Origin of the sequence: Janthinobacterium sp. CG_23.3 (assembly GCF_046115965.1) — a bacterium.
GTDB lineage: Bacteria > Pseudomonadota > Gammaproteobacteria > Burkholderiales > Burkholderiaceae_D > Janthinobacterium.
The window spans coordinates 1-20,691 of record NZ_JBJXIB010000041.1; the positions used below are offsets into that span (position 1 = coordinate 1).

16 protein-coding genes are annotated in these 20,691 nt (G+C 64.4%); 7 read left to right on the forward strand and 9 right to left on the reverse strand.

Features of this window, described 5'->3' with window-relative positions:
• Nucleotides 1–297 (forward strand): hypothetical protein (locus ACFDR9_RS11855; protein WP_409031125.1); only part of this gene is annotated, 297 nt, incomplete at its 5' end.
• An 80-nt stretch (nucleotides 298–377) separates the two neighbouring features.
• On the opposite strand, the gene coaD is transcribed toward ACFDR9_RS11855, so the two are convergent.
• The 5 genes from coaD to ACFDR9_RS11880 all read right to left on the reverse strand — a co-directional run bounded on the left by coaD (nucleotide 378) and on the right by ACFDR9_RS11880 (nucleotide 5,913).
• Nucleotides 378–1,523, reverse strand: coding sequence for a pantetheine-phosphate adenylyltransferase (coaD, locus tag ACFDR9_RS11860; RefSeq protein WP_409031126.1), 1,146 nt, complete (start codon nucleotides 1,521–1,523; stop codon nucleotides 378–380).
• Between the two features lie 80 nt (nucleotides 1,524–1,603).
• Nucleotides 1,604–2,944 carry an ATP-binding protein gene (locus ACFDR9_RS11865; RefSeq protein WP_026133433.1) on the reverse strand — a complete coding sequence of 447 codons (1,341 nt, stop codon included), beginning with the start codon at nucleotides 2,942–2,944 and terminating at the stop codon, nucleotides 1,604–1,606.
• Nucleotides 2,941–3,600 carry a response regulator transcription factor gene (locus ACFDR9_RS11870; protein ID WP_026133432.1) on the reverse strand — a complete coding sequence of 220 codons (660 nt, stop codon included), beginning with the start codon at nucleotides 3,598–3,600 and terminating at the stop codon, nucleotides 2,941–2,943. The genes ACFDR9_RS11865 and ACFDR9_RS11870 overlap by 4 nt, the downstream gene beginning before the upstream one ends.
• Before the next feature lie 104 nt (nucleotides 3,601–3,704).
• Entirely contained in the window at nucleotides 3,705–5,243 is a 1,539-nt protein-coding gene (locus ACFDR9_RS11875; protein ID WP_409031127.1) for a Do family serine endopeptidase, read from the reverse strand.
• 214 nt (nucleotides 5,244–5,457) lie between these two features.
• Nucleotides 5,458–5,913 (reverse strand): Hsp20 family protein, encoded by a 456-nt coding sequence (locus ACFDR9_RS11880; RefSeq protein WP_017878998.1) that lies wholly within the window; start codon nucleotides 5,911–5,913, stop codon nucleotides 5,458–5,460.
• Nucleotides 5,914–6,183: 270 nt separating this feature from the next.
• Between ACFDR9_RS11880 and ACFDR9_RS11885 the strand changes: the two genes are divergently transcribed.
• The 3 genes from ACFDR9_RS11885 to ACFDR9_RS11895 all read left to right on the forward strand — a co-directional run bounded on the left by ACFDR9_RS11885 (nucleotide 6,184) and on the right by ACFDR9_RS11895 (nucleotide 9,545).
• Nucleotides 6,184–8,106, forward strand: coding sequence for a M61 family metallopeptidase (locus tag ACFDR9_RS11885; protein ID WP_409031128.1), 1,923 nt, complete (start codon nucleotides 6,184–6,186; stop codon nucleotides 8,104–8,106).
• Between the two features lie 72 nt (nucleotides 8,107–8,178).
• Nucleotides 8,179–9,135, forward strand: a complete 957-nt coding sequence (locus tag ACFDR9_RS11890) for a sensor domain-containing diguanylate cyclase (RefSeq protein WP_409031129.1) — start codon at nucleotides 8,179–8,181, stop codon at nucleotides 9,133–9,135.
• A gap of 50 nt (nucleotides 9,136–9,185) precedes the next feature.
• Nucleotides 9,186–9,545, forward strand: coding sequence for a hypothetical protein (locus tag ACFDR9_RS11895; protein ID WP_017878995.1), 360 nt, complete (start codon nucleotides 9,186–9,188; stop codon nucleotides 9,543–9,545).
• A 361-nt stretch (nucleotides 9,546–9,906) separates the two neighbouring features.
• Here ACFDR9_RS11895 and ACFDR9_RS11900 read toward each other — a convergent pair whose 3' ends face one another.
• Both ACFDR9_RS11900 and imuA read right to left on the reverse strand, forming a co-directional pair.
• The gene (locus tag ACFDR9_RS11900) at nucleotides 9,907–11,388 is read right to left on the reverse strand and encodes a Y-family DNA polymerase (protein ID WP_409031130.1); all 1,482 of its coding nucleotides are present in this window, start codon (nucleotides 11,386–11,388) and stop codon (nucleotides 9,907–9,909) included.
• Nucleotides 11,318–12,028, reverse strand: a complete 711-nt coding sequence (gene imuA, locus ACFDR9_RS11905; RefSeq protein ID WP_409031131.1) for a translesion DNA synthesis-associated protein ImuA — start codon at nucleotides 12,026–12,028, stop codon at nucleotides 11,318–11,320. The genes ACFDR9_RS11900 and imuA overlap by 71 nt, the downstream gene beginning before the upstream one ends.
• A 174-nt stretch (nucleotides 12,029–12,202) precedes the next feature.
• Between imuA and ACFDR9_RS11910 the strand changes: the two genes are divergently transcribed.
• Nucleotides 12,203–13,462 (forward strand): putative Na+/H+ antiporter, encoded by a 1,260-nt coding sequence (locus tag ACFDR9_RS11910; RefSeq protein WP_026133430.1) that lies wholly within the window; start codon nucleotides 12,203–12,205, stop codon nucleotides 13,460–13,462.
• Nucleotides 13,463–13,508: 46 nt separating this feature from the next.
• Nucleotides 13,509–14,141, forward strand: coding sequence for a LysE family translocator (locus ACFDR9_RS11915; RefSeq protein WP_409031132.1), 633 nt, complete (start codon nucleotides 13,509–13,511; stop codon nucleotides 14,139–14,141).
• Here ACFDR9_RS11915 and ACFDR9_RS11920 read toward each other — a convergent pair.
• The gene (locus ACFDR9_RS11920) at nucleotides 14,138–16,201 is read right to left on the reverse strand and encodes a GNAT family N-acetyltransferase (RefSeq protein WP_409031133.1); all 2,064 of its coding nucleotides are present in this window, start codon (nucleotides 16,199–16,201) and stop codon (nucleotides 14,138–14,140) included. The genes ACFDR9_RS11915 and ACFDR9_RS11920 overlap by 4 nt on opposite strands.
• 83 nt (nucleotides 16,202–16,284) lie before the next feature.
• On the reverse strand, nucleotides 16,285–17,499 hold the full coding sequence (locus ACFDR9_RS11925; RefSeq protein ID WP_409031134.1) for an MFS transporter: 1,215 nt from the start codon (nucleotides 17,497–17,499) through the stop codon (nucleotides 16,285–16,287).
• A 267-nt stretch (nucleotides 17,500–17,766) separates the two neighbouring features.
• Between ACFDR9_RS11925 and hepB the strand changes: the two genes are divergently transcribed.
• Entirely contained in the window at nucleotides 17,767–20,688 is a 2,922-nt protein-coding gene (gene hepB / locus ACFDR9_RS11930) for a heparin/heparin-sulfate lyase HepB (RefSeq protein ID WP_409031135.1), read from the forward strand.
• Nucleotides 20,689–20,691: the final 3 nt, after the last annotated feature.

Below are 20,691 nucleotides of genomic sequence, written 5' to 3' on the forward strand. Positions count from 1 at the left end.
TGTATCGAGTTCGACTTTGGTCACCGACCACGGCGCTTGCAGGCCCAGCGCGCTTGTAAACAGGGCTTCAACGGCAATACTCATCAGGCGTTCTTCGTCTTCAAAATGGCAGTGCCCGCTATGGTACTAGATGTCAAGTTCCACACGAAACGGCATAGAGCCATCTTGGCGGCGTCCACCCGATTCAACCGCCGCTTCGACCTGGCCAACATTTTCGTTCGTTTTTACACGCTGCCGTCACGACTGAAACCCGGACTGAAGCGTGGCTTCGGTTGGCTGAAGATCAAGGCTAATTAACAAACATTATAGCAAGCTTTCCAATTTAAAATTTACAATGCAATTTAAATATCAATAAATTTTTATATAAACAACAATTTTCAAGCGCCGAGCGCGTCGATCTCGCGCGTCAGGTTGTCGATGGCCTTGTCGTTGTACTGCTCGGCGAAGTAGGGGTCGCCGAACATCCCGCCGGACTCGGCTTTGGCGCGCAGGTGGATCAGCGCCAGCCGGCGCTGCTCGCGGAAGCGGGCCTCGTCGACGTGCGCGTATTCCTGGCGGATGGCGCGGGTGTACGCTTCGTACACCTCGTCGTTCTGGCCCAGGATGGCCAAGTCGACGCTGAGCATGACGTCCTTAAGCTTGTGGCTGATGCTGGGGCTCTGGAAGTGGTCGGTGGCGCGGATCAGCTCGGCCACCTCGGTACCGGTGCCCATGTCCAGGCCGCTGCCCAACCACAGTTGCGCGCTCGCCTCCTCGTTCGAGAACAGCGCCGCCTCGTCGCGCTCGTACAGCGCGTCGTGGAACCAGAAGGCCTTCTTGACGATGTCCATATCGTGCGCCGAGGCCTGGGTGTTGGCGGTCCACACGCGGATTTCGCACAGGCCGTGCACCAGGTGGTCGAGGTTATGGTAATAGCGGTCGGCGCCGCCGTAGGCCTGCGCCCCGGTCAGGTGGGCGAACCAGCGCTCGATCAGCGCCGGCTCCGGCGCCAGCGCGCCGGCGTTGTCCCACAGGCCGTCCCATTCCTTGCGCAACCAGCTGAGGATCCAGGCGCGGTAGGCCGGGCCGGGCACGAATTTCTTCATGGTCCAGTTCCAGCCAACCGGCCCCTCCAGCGCCTTGACGAAGCTCGAACTGACCGAGCCGAGGTCGCGCGGCGGCATCACGAAGATGGTCTTGGCGCCCTGCAGCACGTCGACGTTGGTTTGCTGGATCAGGTTCTCGTAGTCGAAGTCGGCGGTGGTGCGGATGCCGCGGATCAGGTAGTCGGCGCCGTGCTTTTTCGCCACGCGCGCGGTGTAGTCGCTCTTGACGATGACGACCTGGACGTTGTCCCAGCCGCGTTCGCGCGCGCTCTGCTCGATGATGTTCTTGCGGTCCTCGGCGGGAAATTGCGGCCGCTTGGCCGGATTCTGCGACAGGAACACGATGACCTCGTCGGCGATCGAGCGCGCCTCGCCGATCACCCACATGTGGCCGTTGGTGATGGGGTCGAGGGTTCCCGAGAATCCGATTTTCTTCATGCGGCGCTCCAAATTGGCTGTAGTTCCGCAGAAGATATAGCGCGCGGGCGCCCCCGTCAATCAAAAGGATTGCATCAAGATTAAGCTTTAAGCGCCGCGGCGGGGAATTCGACCTGCACGCGCAGCCCGCCCAGCCGCTGCGACTGCTCCAGCACCAGTTTGGCGCCATGCCGTTCGGCGATGGCCTTGATGATCGCCAGGCCCAGGCCGCTACCGCCGGCCGCGCTGCCCGGCACCCGGTAGAAGCGGTTGAAGACGCGCTCGCGCTCCTCCGGCGAGATGCCGGGGCCGCTGTCCTCGACCGCCAGCGTCACGCCGGCCGCGCCGGCGCGCAGCTCGACGTCGACGCTGCCGCCGGCCGGCGTGTACTTGAGCGCGTTGTCGACCAGGTTGCGCAGCATGATCAACAGGGCGTCGCCCTGCCCCGCCACGCCGGCCGGGTCGAGGTGGTGCAGGCCCAGGTCGATCTGGCGCGCCTGCGCGGCGCCGGCCATGTCGCCCAGCGTGCGTTTGACCAGCTCGCCCAGTTCGACCGGTTGCAGCAGGTCGCCGCTGGCCGCGCTGGCCTCCTGCCGCGCCAGCACCAGCAATTGCTCGACCAGGCGGGTGGCCCGTTCGATGCCGGCGCCCAGGCGCGCCACCGCGACGCCGCGCGCCTCGTCGCAGCCGGCCCGCTCCAGGCTGACCACCTGCAGCTTGAGCGCCGCCAGCGGCGTGCGCAACTCGTGCGCGGCGTCGGCGACGAAGTGCTGCTGCGCCTCGAAGGCGGTTTTGACGCGGCCGAACAGCAGGTTCAGCTCGCGCACCAGCGGCTGTACCTCGTCGGGCAGGCCCGACTCCGACACCGGCGAGAGGTCGTCGGCCTGGCGCGCCGCGACCTGCTTGCGGACCCGCTCGACCGGCGCCAGCGAGCCGCTGACGACCCACCACACCACCAGCATCAGGATCGGCGCCATCAGCGCGATTGGCCCGACCGTGCGCAGCGCCATGCTGCCGGCCATGCGCTTGCGCACCGCCATGTCCTGCGCCACCTGCACCGTTTGCGAGCTGGTCTGCACCGAGAAGATCCGGTAGGTGGTGCCGTTGGCCTGGACGTTGGAAAAGCCCAGCACCGCGCGCTGCGGCAGCTCGGCCCGGGTGATCGAGCGGTACACCTGGGCGCCGTCCGGCGTCCACACCTGCACCACCAGGTCGTTGTTGGCCGGGTCGGCCGGCGTCTGCGGCGGCTGCTGCTGCTGGTTCGCCAGCGGCGCGCCCGAGCGCAGCGACAGCGCCATCTGCTGCATGTGGTAGTCGAAGATTTCGTCGGCGTCGTACAGCGCGCTGCGGTAGGCGATCGAGGCCTGCGCCAGCGCCGCCATGATGATGGCCGCCAGCAGAAACCACAGCAGGCGCCCGCGCATCGAATGCGCCACTCTCATGCCTTCGGCACCATGTAGCCGAGTCCGCGCACGTTCTGGATCAACTCGCTGCCGAGCTTCTTGCGCAGGCCGTGGATGTAGACTTCGACGGCGTTGCTGTTGACCTCGTCCTTCCAGCTGTACAGTTTTTCCTCCAGCTGGGCGCGCGAGAGCACGATGCCGGGGCGCGCGATCAGCGCCTCGAGCACCGCCCATTCGCGCGCCGACAGGTTGACCGGGTGGCCGTCGGCCACCACTTCGCGCGTCAGCGGATTGATGCTCACGCCCTGGTGCTCGAACACCGGTTCGGGCCGGCCGGCGGCGCGCCGCAACAGCGCGCGGATGCGCGCCAGCAGCTCGTCGAGGTCGTAGGGCTTGAGCACGTAGTCGTCGGCGCCGGCGTCGAGCCCGGCGATGCGCTGGTCGACGGCGTCGCGCGCCGTCGCCACCAGCACCGGCGTGTCCTGCTTGCGCAGGCGCATGCCGCGCAGCACGTCGAGGCCGTCCTTGCGCGGCAGGCCCAGGTCCAGCAGCACCAGGTCGTAGGTCTGGGTCTGCAAGGCCGTGTCGGCCATGTCGCCGTCCTTGACCCAGTCGACCGCGTAGTGCTCGGCCCGCAGCAAGTCGAGCACGACCTCGCCGATCATGACATCATCTTCCACCAGCAAAAGTCGCATCGCGTCCCCGTTATTCTCGTTAATGATTCATGCCAAACCAAACCGCCGGCGTGAACCGGGGGTCAGACCCCGACGGTCCGACCCCGGCTCCTCGCGCGTGGTGGTCACCCCAGGCGCACCGGGATGAAGATGCGCTCGGCGCCGCGCTGGATCAGCAGCGCCACCGACCTGGCCGACTGCCCCACCACTTCGCGCACCTGTTCGACGCTGTTGACCGGCTTGCCGTTCACCGACAGCAGCACGTCGCCGGCCTGCACCCCGGCGTAGGCGGCGGCGCCGCTGGCGTCCTCCACCAGCAGGCCCGAGGGCAGGCCGGCGTCGCGCCGCTCGGCCGGTTGCAGCGCGCGCAGCGCCAGCCCCAGCTTGACCTTGCCGGCCGGCGCGTCGCCGCGGTTGACGTCGGCGAGCTTGTCGGCGGCGTTGCCCAGCTTGGCCGACAGCGCGATGGTTTTGCCTTCGCGCCACACCTCCATCGTCACATTATCACCCGGCAGCGCGATTCCCACCATCGCCGGCAGGTCGGCCGAGGCGACGATGTTCTGGCCGTTGAGCTTGCGCACCACGTCGCCCGGCTTCAGGCCGGCCCGTTCGGCCGGACTGCCCGGCTCGACGTTGGCCACCAGCGCGCCCTCCGGCGTGGCCAGCTTGAACGAATCGGCGAAGCCCTGGTTGACCTCCTGCACCGTCACGCCCAGCTTGGCGTGGCTGGCCTTGCCGGTGGCGACGATCTGGTCCTTGATGCGGTTGGCGACGTCGATTGGAATGGCGAACGACAAGCCCTGGAAGCCGCCGGTCTGGCTGTAGATCTGCGAATTCACGCCGACCACCTCGCCGCGCACATTGAACAGCGGCCCGCCCGAGTTGCCGGGGTTGACCGCGACGTCGGTCTGGATGAAGGGCACGTTGCTGTCGTCCGGCAACGAGCGGCCCTTGGCGCTGACCACGCCGGCGGTGACGGTGCTGTCGAAGCCGTAGGGCGAACCGATCGCCAGCACCCATTCGCCGACCTTCAAGTCCTTCGAGGCGCCCAGCGGCACCACCGGCAGGTTCTTGGCGTCGATCTTCAACACCGCGATGTCGGTTTTCGGGTCCGAGCCGAGCACGCGGGCGCGGTATTCGCGGCGGTCGGCCAGCTTCACCGTCACCTCGCTGGCGTCGCGCACGACGTGGGCGTTGGTGATGATGACGCCGTCCGGGCTGACGATGAAGCCCGAGCCCAGGCCGTGGGTCGGCATCTCGCGCCCGCCGCGCTGGCCGCCCTGCGGCCCCTGGAAGCGGCGGAAGAATTCGAAGAACGGGTCGTCGCCGAACGGGTCGGCGCGCTGGCCGCGGCCCTGGGCGCCATCGGCCATGTCGAGGCCGACCTTGGTGGTGCCGGTGACGCTGATGTTGACCACCGCCGGGCTGTTGCGCGCGGCGATCTGGCTGAAGTCCGGCAGCGCCACCGTCAGCGCCGCCGCGGTCGACGGCGCGGCGGCCGTGGCCGGCGCGGCGATGGCGGCGACGGCGGCCGGCGCCGCATTGGCGTCGGCCTTATTCTGATGCATCGCAATCGCGCCGACGGCGCCGACGACGCTGACGGTGGCCAAGGCCAGCGTCAGCCGTTTGATTGTCATCGACCCGGAATGGGATTGTTTTTGCATGGGGCGCTCCTGATTGAATAGGATGATTGATGTAGTGGATCATCGCGCACTAGACTTAGACGCCGCTTAAATAAACGACTAGGCCAGCGCGCCATCGACCTGGCGCGCCGGGAAACGCGAATGGCCCGTAGCGGAATACGGGCCAGCTCCTTGAAAGCCGTGTTCCGGCCAGTCCCGGCTTGGGCCGGCCGGATGTCGGTAGGCGATTACGGGCTTACGCGGCCTGGCGCTCCAGCGCACTGACGTTGTCCGCGCCGTCGATGACGATCTTGCGCGGCTTGTGCGCCTCCGGCACCTCGCGCACCAGTTCGATGGTGAGCATGCCGTTGTCGAACGAGGCGCCGGTTACCTTGACGTGGTTGGCCAGCTGGAAGCGCTGCTCGAAGTCGCGCGCCGCGATGCCACGGTGCAGGAAGGTGCGCTCGACGCCGTCCTTTTGTTTGCGGCCGGTCACGTGCAGCGAATCGCGTTCGGCGACGATGTCGACTTCGGCGCGGCTGAAGCCGGCCAGCGCCATGACGATGCGGTAGTTGTCCTCCGACACCAGTTCGATGTTGTAGGGCGGGTAGCTGGGCTGGGCGTCGCCGCGCTGCGCTTCGTTCAACAGATGGGCCAAGCGGTCGAAGCCAATGGCGGAACGATACAGGGGGGCGAGGTCGAATGTACGCATGGTAGATATCCTTTTAAGAGTGAAGCGATAGGGTGGCGCGGACCTCACGATGAGCATCCGCTGAGTACGATATACGGCCCCCGCCCAGGCATTTCAAGGCCTTGAAAAACGCTGCAAGACGCCCCATGGCGGCGCAAAATAATTTGCCGGTGGTGTTCCAGCCTGCCGCGGCGGGCCGCATGCTACACTGGATCGGCCCTGCGCAAGGCTGTCGGCGGCGGCCGTTTTCGCCCCGGCGGGTCATCCACTCACCCTCCCTTTCGACCGCCCATGATTGCTCAATCGCTGTTCCGTTTACGCGCCAGCGCGCGCTCGACCGCCCTGCTCGCCGCGTTGCTCGGCGCCGCCTTCGGCGCCCGCGCCGCGGCGCCGGCCGCCGCCGCCGAGCTGGCCTATCCCGGCACCATCGTGCTGCGCGTCGACGCCACCAACCTGGCGCAACAGATCTTCCGCGTCAGCGCCAGCATTCCCGTGCGGGCCGGCAATGTGACCTTGCTGTATCCGCAATGGGTACCCGGCAACCACGGCCCCAGCGGCCCGCTGGCCCAGTTCGCCGGCTTGAAGCTGAGCGGCAACGGCACCGCGCTGGCGTGGCGCCGCGACCCGGTCAACATGTTCGCCTTCCACGTCGAGGTGCCGGCCGGCGTCGCCATGCTGGAGGCCGAATACCAGTACCTGTCGCCGGTCGAGGCCACCCAGGGCCGCTTCACGATGAGCAACGAGATCCTCGGCGTGCAATGGCACGCGATGGCGCTGTACCCGGCCGGCTACGCCAGCCGCAACATCAGCGTGCAGGCCAACCTGACCCTGCCCGACGGCTGGCAGTACGCCAGCGCGCTGGAGCAGGCCGGGCGGCGCGGCAACGAGGTCGCCTTCAAGCCGCTCGACCTGGAAAAGCTGGTCGACTCGCCGCTGTTCGCCGGCCGCCACGTCAAGCGCATCGACCTCGACCCGGGCGCCACGGTGCCGGTGCACCTGAACCTGTTCGCCGACAACGCCGACAGCCTGGAGGCGAAGCCGGAACACATCGCGCTGCACCGCGCGCTGGTGCAACAGAGCTACAAGCTGTTCCAGTCGCACCACTACGCCCACTACGACTTCCTGCTGGCGCTCAGCGACGACTTCGGCGCGATCGGCCGCGAGCACCACCAGTCCAGCGAGAACGGCGTCAAGCCGGATTACTTCACCGACTGGGCCAAGAGCGAGCCGGTGCGGGCGCTGCTGCCGCACGAGTTCGCGCACTCCTGGAACGGCAAGTTCCGCCGCCCGGCCGACCAGGTCACGCCGGACTTCAACACGCCGCTGCAAAACAGCCTGCTGTGGGTCTACGAGGGCCAGACCCAATACTGGGGCAACGTGCTGGCCGCGCGCTCGGGCCTGATCGGCGCGCAAAACATGCGCGACATCTTCGCCGCCAGCGCGGCGCAATACGACAACGTCCAGGGCCGCAGCTGGCGCGCGGTGCAGGACACCACCAACGACCCGATCATCAACGGCCGCCGCCCGCTCGGCTGGGGCAACTGGCAACGCAGCGAGGACTATTATTCGGAAGGCGCGCTGATCTGGCTCGACGTCGACACCAAGCTGCGCGAACTGTCGGGCGAGCGCCGTTCGCTCGACCATTTCGCCCGCGCCTTCTTCGGCGCCGGCGACGGCAGCGCCGCCACCGCGCCCTACACCTTCGACGACGTGGTGCAGGCGTTGAACGCGGTCCAGCCGCACGACTGGGCCGGTTTCCTGCGCGCCCGCCTGGACGGCCACGGCCCCGGCGCGCCGCTCGACGGCCTGGCGCGGGCCGGCTGGAAACTGGTCTACGGCGACACCCAGAGCGAGTTCCTGAAAGGCGCCGAGGGGCGCGGCAACTGGACCGATTTCAGCTACTCGCTGGGCCTGGCGGTCGACAAGGAAGGCAAGATCGGCAACCTGCAATGGGGCGGGCCGGCGTTCCAGGCCGGCCTGTCGGGCAACACCACCTTGCTGGCGGTGAACGGCCGCGCCTACAAGCCGGAGGTGCTGAAGGCGGCCATCAAGGCGGCCAAGGGCGCCCCCAAGGCGATTGAATTGCTGGTCAAGAAGGGCACGCAATTTCGCACCGTGGCGCTGGACTACCACGGCGGCCCGCGCTATCCGCGCCTGGAACGCATCGAGGGCGCGCCGGACCGTTTGACGGGCATCTTGCAAGCGTTAAAATAGGGCGGACGGCGGGCGGGGCTGGTGTATATTACATTTTTTGCATGACATAGCCCCGACTCCGCCACCCCGTCCATGCCGCCCGATATCGCCCATTCCACCGACGCCGACGCTGCCAGCGACGAGCTAGCGCGCCAGCTCCAGGAGCTGGCCGGGCTGCGCGCAGCCGACGGGCTGTTGCGCGCCCTGCTCGAGCACGCGCCGATGCTGATTTCCACCAAGGACCTGCAGGGCACGGTGACCATGGCCAACCGCCATTTCGCGGTCCTCGACGGCTACGACCCCGACAATTTCGTCGGCAGGAACGTCTTCGACCTGTTTCCCCGCGCCATAGCCGAACAGCTGTGGAACAACGACCAGCGCGCCGCGCAACAGCGCGCCCCGGTGCGCGAGGAGGAGTCGGTGTACCACGCCGACCAGTCGCTGCACACCTACGCGACGGTGAAGTTCCCGCTGTTCGACAGCGCCGGCCGGGTCACCGCGACCTGCGCCGTCTCGACCGACGTCACCGAGGCCAAGGCCGCCAGGCTCGACAGCATCACCGACGAGCTGACCGGCCTGAACAACCGGCGCTACTTCAATCTGCGCTACGCCGAAGAGCAAAAGCGCGCCCAGCGCGAACGCCGCGTGCTGACGCTGCTGCTGGCCGACGTCGACCGTTTCAAGCAATACAACGACCACTACGGCCACGCGGCGGGCGACCGGGTGCTGGCGGCGGTGGCGCGGGCGATGCGGGCGGCGCTGAGCCGGCCGGCCGACCTGTGCTTTCGCACCGGCGGCGACGAATTCGCCTGCCTGTTCGCCAGCCGCGGCGCCGACGACAGCGTCGCGCTGGCCGAGCGCATGCGCCGCGGCGTGTTCCAGGCCGGCATCGCGCACCGCGCCAACGCGCCCTTCGGCCAGGTCACGCTGTCGATCGGCCTGGTTTTCATCGCCCCCGACGCCGCGCTCGACCAGCACGCTTTTTATGAACTGGCCGACCGCGCGCTGTACCGCGCCAAGGCCAAGGGGCGCAATCTGGTGTCGCGCTGACGGCTGCGCCGGCCCTGTGGCGCGGCGGCGTTTTGGTGTATGCTGACGCTATGAATACTGACACCGATATCCAACTGAGCGGCCCCTTCAAGGCCACCGACGGCTCCGGCCGCGCGCACGACATCAAAGCGATCCGCATTTTCGACGAAGGCTACGGCGTCATCGACGTCTACGTCGACTTCAGCGCCGCCATCGACGCCGACGCGTACAAAGACAAGACCCTGGTCGGACAGATCCTGGCGCGCCTGCGCAGCCTCGGCTACGTCGGCCCGGACTTCGGCCACGGCGACCTGGGCCTGCAGGACAAGAAATTGATCGTGCTCGAAGCGCCGGAGGAGTTCAACACCTTCGCCGCCAGCAAGGGCTGGAAAGACCTGGCGGCCGAGTTCGACGAGGGCGACGACGCCTGACAGGAACGGCGTTAAATGAGCGTGAGCGGGCCGGCGGCGCTGAAATCAAGCAACGGCAAAGAGCCGGGGTCGGACCCTCGGTTGTAAACTCGCCGGCAACCGGCGGACGGGCCGTCCGGCGAATCGAGCCGGGCCGGACCGCCAGCCTGGCGCCATCGGCGCCGGCCAAGTCCAGTCGCGCTGATCGCCTCCCCCCCCTTGGAATGACGGCCTGGCCGCAACCGTTCCTTATGCGCGCCGTCCCTTCCCCCATGCCGCCAAGCCAAGGTTTTCGTAGGTCGGGTTAGCGCGCAACGCGCGCGTAACCCGACAATGCTGGCGCCGAGCCGGCGGGCGGCGTCAGCGTCGACGCAGCCCCCCCTCAGCCGAACAGGCCGTGCAGATACCAGCGCGGTTCGGCCTGCTCGACCGCGCCGCCGATGCGCTCGCGGTAGACCCAGTAATGGGCGTGGTCGCGGCCCTCGGCGACGAAGTAGTCGCGCGCCTGCGTCTGGCTCCACCAGCCCGCCTCGATGCGTTCCGGCGCCGACCTCATCGTCAGCGGCGAACCGTAAAACGGCCGGTGCTCGCGCATCAGCAGCGCGACCGGCTTGGCCAGCAGCCAGCTCGGACGCGGCATGCTGAGGATGTCGGCCGGCAGTTGCGCCTGGCCGGCCGCCGCCTTCGGCGCCAGTTGCAGCGGCACCCAGGCGTTGGCCGCCTCCGGCCGGTAGTCGGCCCGCGGCGCCGCCTGCAACACGTTGTCCGGACCCAGCCGCGCCGCCAGCAACTCGAACAGGCGCTGGCGCTCCTGCGGCGTGCCGCCCGGCTCGGGGAACAGCGACTCGCTCGGCGGCGCCATCGGCTGCACCTGCAAGGCCTCCAGGCACAGGCCGATCACCGGCGCCTCCAGCGTCAGTTGCGCCAGCCGCTCCTTGAGCAGGCGCAGCAGGTGGTCGTCGCGCCAGGTCGGTTCGGCCAGCACGATCTCAAGCGCCGTCGGCGGCCGCGCCACCCGGCCGCGCTCGTGTTCAAGCAGCAGGCTGACGCGCTCGACCGCGCATTGCCGCGCGCACAGCCAGCCCGTCATCTGCAACAGCAGCCGGCGCGCACCGAACAGCAAGGCCTCGGCGTCCTCGACCCGGTCGAACAGTTCCAGCTTGGCGCGAAAACTCGCCGGCGCCTCGATCCATTCAAACAGTTCGGCGCTGTGGCCGTGCGCGCCGTCGAGCATGTCGAGCAGCGCGCGGCCGCAGCGCCGCTGCAAACCGGGCCGCGGCAGGGCGCGCATCTGTCCCAGCGTCAGGCAGCCGATGCCGTCAAACCACTCCAGGTAGGGCCGCGCCGGCGGCAGCAGGGCGCTCGGCAGCCGGTCCAGCCGGCGCACCATCGACGGCATCGTCAGCGCGCGCCCGGCGTTGGCGCGCGCCAACAGCCAGGCGCCGCGCGCGGTCGGCGCGCAGGCCAGCGCGGCCGAAAAACCCAGCGCCTGCACGCTGGCGGCGATGCGCCGGCACAGCGCGCGCACGCCGCCGAACAGGCGCAGGCTGGCACCGACGTCGATCAACAGCGTGGCCTCCTCGGCCGCCGCCACCAGCGGCGTGTACTGCAGCAAGGCCATCGCCACCGCGTGCAGCGCCTCGGCCTCGCGCGCCGGCGCGCGCTCGTGCACGCGCACCTGCGGCGCCAGCATCAGCGCGCCGCCGCGGCGCATGCCCGGACGCACCCCGGCCGCGTGCGCCAACGGCGACAGCGCCACCACCCGCTCGTGCTCCAGCACCACGCTGCAACTGTCATCCGACCAGTTCGGAAAAAACACTTCGAGCGGAAGCCGGGGCAGATAAAGGCCGATCCAAAGACGCATGGCGCTGCAGTAAAGAAGAGGGGGTCAGGGGCAGGAACAGCGGCGCGTCGCGCTGCGGTCCCCGGCGTTTCACGAAGCCGATGTCGACGCCGCCGGCGGCCGGGCGCAGCGACAGCCGCAGCGGCGCCGGCGAGGCGTCCTGCGCCGAGGCCAGCGGGCGCAGCATGCAAAACAGCGTGTCGCCGCTTTGCGCCGCCAGGTGCAGGCGGCGCAGGGTTTCGCCGCGCGCATGGTTTTGCCAGAACAGCAAGGCGGCGCAACTGCCGCTGCGCAGCACGTTTTCGGCCGCCCACAGCGCGTCGCCGCTGCTGCCGCTGCGCACCCAGAGCAGTTGCGACGGCGCCAAGCCCAGCGCCGCCAACGCCAGCGCCTGCGGCGGATGGGGCGGCTGCAACAGCACGATGGGCAGCTTCGGCAGCCGCGCCAGCGCCGGACTGAGCAAGCGCATTTCGCCGCTGCCGGTCTGCTGCACCAGCAAATCGATCAGGGTGCCGGTCGGCCAGCCGCCGCCCGGCAGTTGCGCCGACAGCGCGGCGAAGCCGGTGTCGACGCAGCGCGTGGCCGAGTGCGCCAGCTGCGAGGCCCGCCACAAGGACGGGTGCAGCGCTTCGGGCGCGGAGAGGAGGTCGGATCGGAGCATAACATTCGCCGGTAAGAGTACTGTATAAATACACAGTACTGTTTGAACCCGGGTTTGGCAAGGTTTATCTTGCGCCCGCCCACACGCCAACAGGTGCCAAGCGGTAATACTGTAAAATAGACACCGTATTCCGGCATGACCGTCGGCCATTTCCTTTTAAAAAAGGCATTCCATTTGACCACCATGCAACTGATCAGCGCGATTGTTTTCGGCCTCGCGCTGCTGCACACCTTCGCCGCCAAATCGTTTGAAGTACTGGCCCACCGCCATCCGCACCACGCCGGCCTGTTCCATTTGCTGGGCGAGGTCGAGGTGGTGTTCGGCTTCTGGGCCTTCATTCTGATCATCGTCATGGCCTTCGTCGACGGCGGCGCCCAGGCCATCGGCTACGCCGAGTCGCGCCAGTACACCGAGCCGCTGTTCGTCTTCGTGGTGATGGTGGTGGCGGCGTCGCGGCCGGTGCTCGACATCATGCAGCGCCTGCTCGGCGGCGTGGCCCGGCTGATGCCGGTGCGCACCGAACTGGCGCTGGTCTGGCTCGGCCTGGCGCTGGTGCCGCTGCTCGGCTCCCTGATCACCGAGCCGGCCGCGATGACGCTGGCGGCGCTGATGCTGGCGCCGCAAATCTTCCGCCAAGGCATTCCCGAGGGGCTCAAATACGGCGCGCTCGGCGTGCTCTTCGTCAACGTCTCGATCGGCGGCACGCTGACCTCCTACGCCGCGCCGCCGGTGCTGATGGTGGCCACCACGTGGAACTGGGACAGCGCCTTCATGGCCAGCCATTTCGGCTGGAAAGCCGCCATCGCCGTGCTCGTCAACGCCACCGGCGCCAGCTTCCTGCTGCGCCGCTACCTGCGCGGCGCCGCCGCCAACGACGCCGGCCCGCACGTCGAGCCGGTCGCGGCGATCCCGTGGCCGGTCACCGCCGTGCACCTGGGCGTGCTGGCCGCCGTGGTCGCGCTGGCGCACCACCCGGTGCTGTTCCTCGGCCTGTTCCTGCTGTTCTTGGGGTTTTCACAAGCCTACCAGCGCTACCAGAGCCCGTTGATCCTGAAGGAGGGCTTGCTGGTCGGCTTCTTCCTGGCCGGGCTGGTGGTGCTGGGCGGCATGCAGCAATGGTGGTTGCAACCGATCGTCTCAAGCTTGCCGCCGGTGTCGCTGTTCTTCGGCGCGCTGGGCCTGACGGCCATCACCGACAACGCCGCCCTGACCTACCTCGGTTCGCTGATCGCCGGCATGAGCGACGAGGCGAAATACATGCTGGTGGCCGGCGCCGTCGCCGGCGGCGGCCTGACCGTGATCGCCAACGCGCCCAACCCGGCCGGCGTGGCGCTGTTGCGGCGCGGTTTCAAGGACGAGTCGATCAGCGCGCTGGGCCTGCTGGCCGGCGCGCTGCTGCCGACGGCGGTCGCGGCCGCCGCGTTTTTCCTGTAGTCAAACCATGTTGTGCCATCTTGTATCGATATAAAGGAAACACATCATGCCCGACATAAGCAATTGGCTCGCTTTTGGCTTGGTCGCACTCGGCATGGCGCTGACGCCCGGCCCGAACATGGTGTATCTCATCTCGCGATCGATTTGCCAGGGAGCGGCGGCCGGGCTGGTCTCGCTTGGCGGCGTGGCCCTGGGTTTTGTCGTCTACATGGTGTGCACCGCCCTGGGTATCACGGTACTGTTTCTGGCGGTTCCGTATGCCTATGACGCCTTGCGCATCGGCGGCGCCATTTACCTGCTTTACCTGGCCTGGCAGGCGGTAAAACCGGGCGCACGCTCACCCTTCCACGTGCGCGACTTGCCACAGGACAGCAATCCTCGGCTGTTTGTGATGGGCTTTCTCACCAGCCTGTTCAACCCGAAGATCGCGGTCATCTACCTTTCCCTGCTGCCCCAGTTCATCAGCCTGGAGCATGGCAACGTGCTGGCACAATCGCTCACGCTCGGCTTTACGCAGATCGCCGTCAGCCTGAGCGTTAACGCCCTGGTCGCCGTGACGGCCGGGACCATTGCGGGCTTTTTCGCCGGGCGGCCGGCGTGGCTGGTCATCCAGCGCTGGCTTATGGGAACCGTGCTGGCGGGCTTGGCCATGCGCATGGCGATGGAAGCCCGGCGCTAAGCGCCGCCCTGGCCGGGTTCGTACACCAGGAAGTGCAAGCGGTCATAAAATATGCTGAAGGCATAGTCGAAGGTACCGGCGATCTTGAAGCCCTTGCGTAGATAGATCTGCAAGGCGTCGCTCTTCTCCCACACCGTCAGCGTGATGCGCTCGCAGCGCCGGCGGCTGCTCAGGCTCTTGATTTCATTGAGCATCTGATTGAACAAACCCTTGCCCCGGTATTTCTCATCGATGGCCAGACTGCTGACGAAACAATCGTCGTCGCGGCAATGCTCCAGCACGAATTGGTCGTAGGCGTCGTCGAGCGCCTTCATGTCGTCGCGGTAGTACGATACCGCGCCGCATGCCTGGAAATCCGCCATCGTCGCGGCGGTAAAAAAGCCGATGAAATTATCCTCCTCATCGTGCAAGCCATGGATGTGCTGTAAATAGGGATCGATGTTTTGCCGCCTTTGCAATTCGACAAACTGCACATTCAGCTTGTTCCCAAAGGAGCAGTACTCCAGGTAACTGGTGGAAAACAAGAGTTTCGCCATGCGATTCTTGGTCTCCTCCCCCAACAGGCTGCCGTGAACCAGTGTGACGGGGGCGTGCGACAACAGCCCGGCATGGCCGCTATGGTCCGGCGCCTTTGCGCCCCCGTGGCGGCCGACGGTCCGACGCCAGAACGCCCCCGCCGCGATGTTTTTCGAATTATGCGCCACCAGGTAGCGGCAAAATATCGCATTCACCCGGTCCAACTGCCCGTCGTCCGACAACACCGAGTAGTAGTGGAAATGATCGACTTCCGCGCGCAACTGCGCCGGATACGCCATCCTGGGCGCCTCATCGATTGAAAACACATCGACGATATTGGCCAGCTCCAAGGGGTCCTTCAGGCGCCAATTGATCTCGTCGAGCCTGGCGATACAGCGCGCATACGCGCGCTTTTCCTCTTCGCTCAAGGGCAGTTGAATATCGGTGATGATATCAACCAACAAGCGCATGCCGCGGATTCCACCGACCACCGCCTCTTTGCCGCCGTGATACAGCACCGAATAGCGCTGGTAGAACTCGGCATGGCTCAGGAAGGTCCGGCCCAAGTTCTTCTTCCACTCGCTATAAAACTCGCCGAACAGCCGCGATTCGAATTCCGGACAGCTGCAAGGAATGCCCGCGTCGATGCGTGAATAGGCCAGATTCACATTCCGGAACACCTCCCTCAGGGCGGGGTCGTTCTTTTTGGCGATGACCATGCCGGTCTCATCCAAAAACAGATTCATCCAGCTGACATGATGGCTTTTTTCCGCGCCGCCGTCGGCGACCTGGCGATGAAAATAATCGGGCACCTCCGGCGTCATCAGGAAAATGGTCGCCGGATTATGCGGAATGGTATCCACGTCCATGTAGATGCCGCCATATTCGCACATGATCAGGATGCGGAAGTAATCGGACAGCGTCGCGAAATAGCGCTTCGTATGCAACTCATCCAACAGATCAAATCTGTCTTGCGCAAAGTCCAGCGCCAAGTCGCGCAGCGCGTTGATATGCAGCGTATTCGGGCCGATGGCATAGCGGCCGATGGCGTAGCGCCCGACGCCGCCGGTCGGGCTGAAGCGGGGATCGCGCGCCAGTTGCCCCTCGTCCCAGACCCAGAGGATCGACACATACGGCGCGCCGCCGTTTTCCCTTACTTCGTCGAGCGCCGCGCCCCACTGCTGTATGGCTTCCGCGGCAATGGACGGCAACTGCCCACCCATCCAAATTCTGTGGATATAGCGCTCATCGTTGCCGATCGAGCGCGTCGGAATACAGCTCAGCGATGAACACGTTGCCGCGTTGAAGTGGTTGAAATTCAAATGAATAAATGTGCGCAGCGCGGCGACACCGGCGTCGTACTCGTCCGCCATTTCCTCCAGGCGCGCGTCATTGCGCGAAGGGCGGGCAGCGTCCGCCAGCGCATGGGGAAAGGCGTCCGTCAGCGTGATGTAATCGAGCTTCAGCTTATTGATGCGGAACTCATACTCCAGGTTGAAAATTTTCGCTTGATCGTGTTGCGAGGCCAGGTCATCTATCTTCATGAGCGCTCCATATTTCCCGATGAGAATGTAGGTAATTTCCGAACGATGTCAACCATTTCAAGCACACGCGAATCTACCGGATATCAGTGCTGGACTTGCAGTAGCGCGCTTCCCCCTCGCGCCGCCATGCCCCTGGAGAAAATCAGCAGGCAGGCCATGATCATCAAAATGACGGGAATGTTCAGCAATGCGTAAGTCGACAGGGAGTAGCCGAAGCGCTGGCACAGCACGTTGTAGAGCTGCAGCCAGGCAGCCAGGTAGATGCAGTAAAGCAGGCTCATCGCGGCCGACGTCAAGGTCAGCGATTCCTTGCTCGACGTGATCGCGCACCTGATCAACGCGCCATTAAACAAGCCGAAGCCGATGGAGTAGACAAACATGCAGGCGGCGAAAACATCGATATGGTGACGAGCCGCGCCAGCGCCCAGCATGCCGGCCGCCGCGATCAAACCGCCCATGCGCAGCAAATTCACGAGCTGGAAGTCATTTTTGATTTTTTGAATGGCGATACTGCTCAGAACGAATCCCGACAAGATGGCGCATTGCAGGACGATGTAGGTGGTGTAGGAGGCTTGCATATCCTGCATCACGAAGATGGGAGAAAAACCGATCCAGGCCGTCAGCGGCACGGTGGCCAGTCCGGCGGTGAACATGCCGAACATGAAGCGCCGGTTGCTGAAGATTTTCGCGTAACTTCGGCGGATGGCGGCGTAGTCCAGGAATGGCTGCGTCACCTCTTTTTTCGGCATGAATTTGAACAAGCCGACCAATGAAATCAGTCCCAGCGCGCCGGACATGAAAAACACGTATTTCCAATCCAACTTGCTGATGATCGCGCTGCCGATAATGGGTCCGGCCAGCGGCGCCAATATAGTGGTGCTGGACAGGATGCTGCTGAGCTTGACCGCTTCAATATCGTCGAACAACTCGTGAATCATGGCGTAGCCGACGAACACGAAACAGCAGCCCATCCCCTGGAAAAAGCGCGTGAGCAGAAAATGCTCGATGGACGTGGAAAACGGCACCATCAGCGTTGCCAGCAGAAACAACGAATTGCCTATCAAGATGAGTTTGCGCTTACCGATGTAATCGGCTAAAGGGCCGAGGAAAATCTGCATGGAACTGCCGCCCAGCAGATACAGGCTCAGGGACAAGGGTATGAATTTTTGCTGCGCCCTGAACTCATCGATAATGATCAGCATCGCCGGCATGATCATGTCATTCGACAGATAGATATTGAGTTCATAAACGACGAAAAACGCAAAAAACCAGAGCAGTTGTTTGGACTTTATATACATTGCTTGATCCGTAAATGGGTAGTGTCCAGCGCGGCCAGCCGCTGTCAGCATATACCAATTGTATACCAATTTACCTTTTAAGCAATGTTTTTGCCTATTTTAAATACCAAACTAATACCACATTGGTCGGCTTTACACCTTTCCAGGGGCGATACGTACGTTGCCACACAGTAGGCGAAAAACGTCCGGTAACCCGCACGGGCCAGGCGCCACATGTTACTATTTATGAAATTATCATTGATATAATATTGCATGGGAGAGTATGAGATGAGTATTCGCACGCGTTGTGGTGCACGGGCCAAATTATTGCCGTTGCTTATATCCGCGGGACTGGCCAGCCACGCGGCCCTGGGCGCATCGATCCCATTCCAAACCGAGTTCATGATCGAGGCCGAAGACGGCACGAAAAGCGCGAGCTCTGGATGGCTCGAGAAAACTGGCGCCGGCGCATCGAATCAACGGTTCATGCAAGCGCCGCCCGAGTACAAGGGGGCGCAAGAGGCCGGTACTCCCGGTGAACTGTCTTATCAAGTGCTGATTCCTGCCGCCGGCACTTACAAAATCTGGCTGCGCATGCTGGCAACAAGCGCTACGTCGAATTCCCTCTTTCTGGCGGTAGAGGATGACATGGGATCCAGCGCGTTCAGCGCGACCAGACCGCCCAAAGTGGACGGCGACTGGAAGTGGTTCTATGTAGAGCGCGTACTCAAAGCTGGCGTGAACACTATCAAGCTCGACCGCCACATGGGCGGAGCAGGCATTGACCGACTGATGGTAAGCTCCTTGCCCGCCTTTGTTGCCAGCGGCATGGGCACCAGCCCCGGCATCCCCGCTATCGTGCCACCGGCCGGCCACCCTCGCCTGTTCGCCAGGAATTCCGATCTGGACCGGTTGCGCAGCCAAATGGCGCATCCGGAAATCAAGCCGGCGTGGGAGCGCATGGAAAAAATTGCCGGCGACGCAATCAAGGTCTATCCCGAGGGCAATCTCCCGCTTGCGGAGGCCGGCAAGTCAAATTACAAAAAGGAGTTGCTGGTCGCCATTAAACGCCGAGCCCTGGATTATCTGCTGTACGGCAACCAGATGAACGGAGCGTTGGCCGTCACCCTGATGGAAAACAACCTAAAGACCGTCCGATTCACTGCGGATACCCGCGAAAAAGGCGACACCATCTTGACCAGCGCCATGGTCTACGACTGGTGTTACCCGCTGATGACCGCCGCGCAGCGGACGTACTTCATCGAACGCTTCAAGACGATTGCGCCAACCATGGAAATCGGCTACCCGCCAATCAAACAGGGTTCGTTGGTTGGCCATGGCAGCGAGGCGCAACTGATGCGCGACCAGTTAAGCGCCGGCGTGGCTTTCTACGACGAAGATCCGACCATTTACCAGATCGTCGCCGGCCGCTTCTTCGCGGAATTCATCGAAGCCCGTCATTTCAGCTATCAAGCCCAAAGCCACCATCAAGGCCTTTCTTACGGGCCGGTCCGCTACATGGCCGACCTGTATGCGGCCTGGATCTTCCGTCGCATGGGCGCCGGCGACGTATTCGATCCACTGCAGCAAATGACACCCTATCACTGGCTCTATATGCGCAGGCCCGATGGACAGATGATGCGTGACGGCGACATCTATCAATCCGCTTACATGCGCTATGGCCAGTACTGGTCGGAACCGATCGCTTATCTTTTGCCCGCAAGCTATTACAACGACCCGGTACTGAAACAAGAGCTTGCGCAGCAACTCAGTTTGGTCGAACAAACCACTGGTTTTAGTGTCGAGGACGATATCTGGTACCATTTGTTTGGCAACACGCAATTGATCCCGCAAACCAGTCCGAAAAACCTGCCTCTCACAAAGTATTTCCCCGACCCGGCAGGCATCATGGTGGCGCGCACGGGCTGGGAAAACGGCGTCAAGCTGGATTCCGGCACGGCCATCGCGAGCATGAAAATCGGCAACGTGCAATACAGGAACCACCAGCACCTCGATGCCGGCCAGTTCCAGTTCTACTACAAAGGCAGCCTGGCCAGCGCATCGGGCATCTACTCGGGCAAGAGCACCGCCAACGGTGTCCCCGGTAGCGCCGACGGCACTACAAGTTTGGAATACGGCAGCACCCACGACAAAAACTACTACAAGCGCACGATCGCCCACAATGCGCTATTGGTGCTTGATCCGAGCGAAGAGTTCCTGGGTTCCGCCAACGACGGCGGCCAGCGCTGGGTCTCGAAATACGAACCATTCTCGCTGCCGGAATTGCTCAACCTGCCGCATCCGGATACCCAGTACAACAGCGACCAGCGCGTGGACAACAGCTCGGTAGTGGCCAGCGTGCTCAGGCACCAGTTCGGCCCGGACGCCGTCAAACCGGAGTTCAGCTATCTGAAAGGCGACCTCACCAACGCCTACACGTCCAAGGTCAGCGAGGTCAAACGTTCCTTCGTATTCTTGAATTTGAACGACCCCGACCATCCCGCCGCCCTAATCGTGTTCGACAAGCTAACCTCCAGCAACAGCGCCTTCACCAAAACCTGGTTGCTGCACACCCAAGCCGAACCGCAGATCACAGGCGATACCGTCACGGTCCTGCGCACCGGCAACGGCTACAACGGCAAGCTGGTCAACCGGACCTTGCTGCCCGCCGCAGACAACACCGCCATCGTCAAGGTTGGCGGCCCGGGCCGCGAATATCTGGTCGGCGACACGAACTACGCCATCTTTCCGAACCATCAACTAAACACCGAGGAAGCGGGATCTTGGCGTGTCGAAGTTTCGCCAAAAACGAAAGCCGGCGCCGATACCTTCTTGAATGTCATGCAGGTGATGGATGCCAAGGTGCTCAATATGAACGGCACGGTCGTTGGCGAAGGCCCCCCTCCATTTGCCACGGCGGCCATTGTGTCGGAGCAGATGAGCGGCGTGACGCTGAAAGACCGGGCGGTGTTGTTCGCCAAGGACGGCGCCGACATCACCGACACGGCCAGCTTCGTGCTGCCGCCTTCGCCCGGGGGCATGAAAGTGTTGGTGACCGACTTGACGCCTGGTATATGGACGATCGGAAAAGCTGGCGACAGTGCCACGGTCCAGTATGAAGTCCAGCCTGACGAGGGAACTGTATATTTCGTCGCGTCAACGGGCGGCACTTACGTCTTGCAGCGCGGATCGGCCACTGTGCTGCATTAAGGC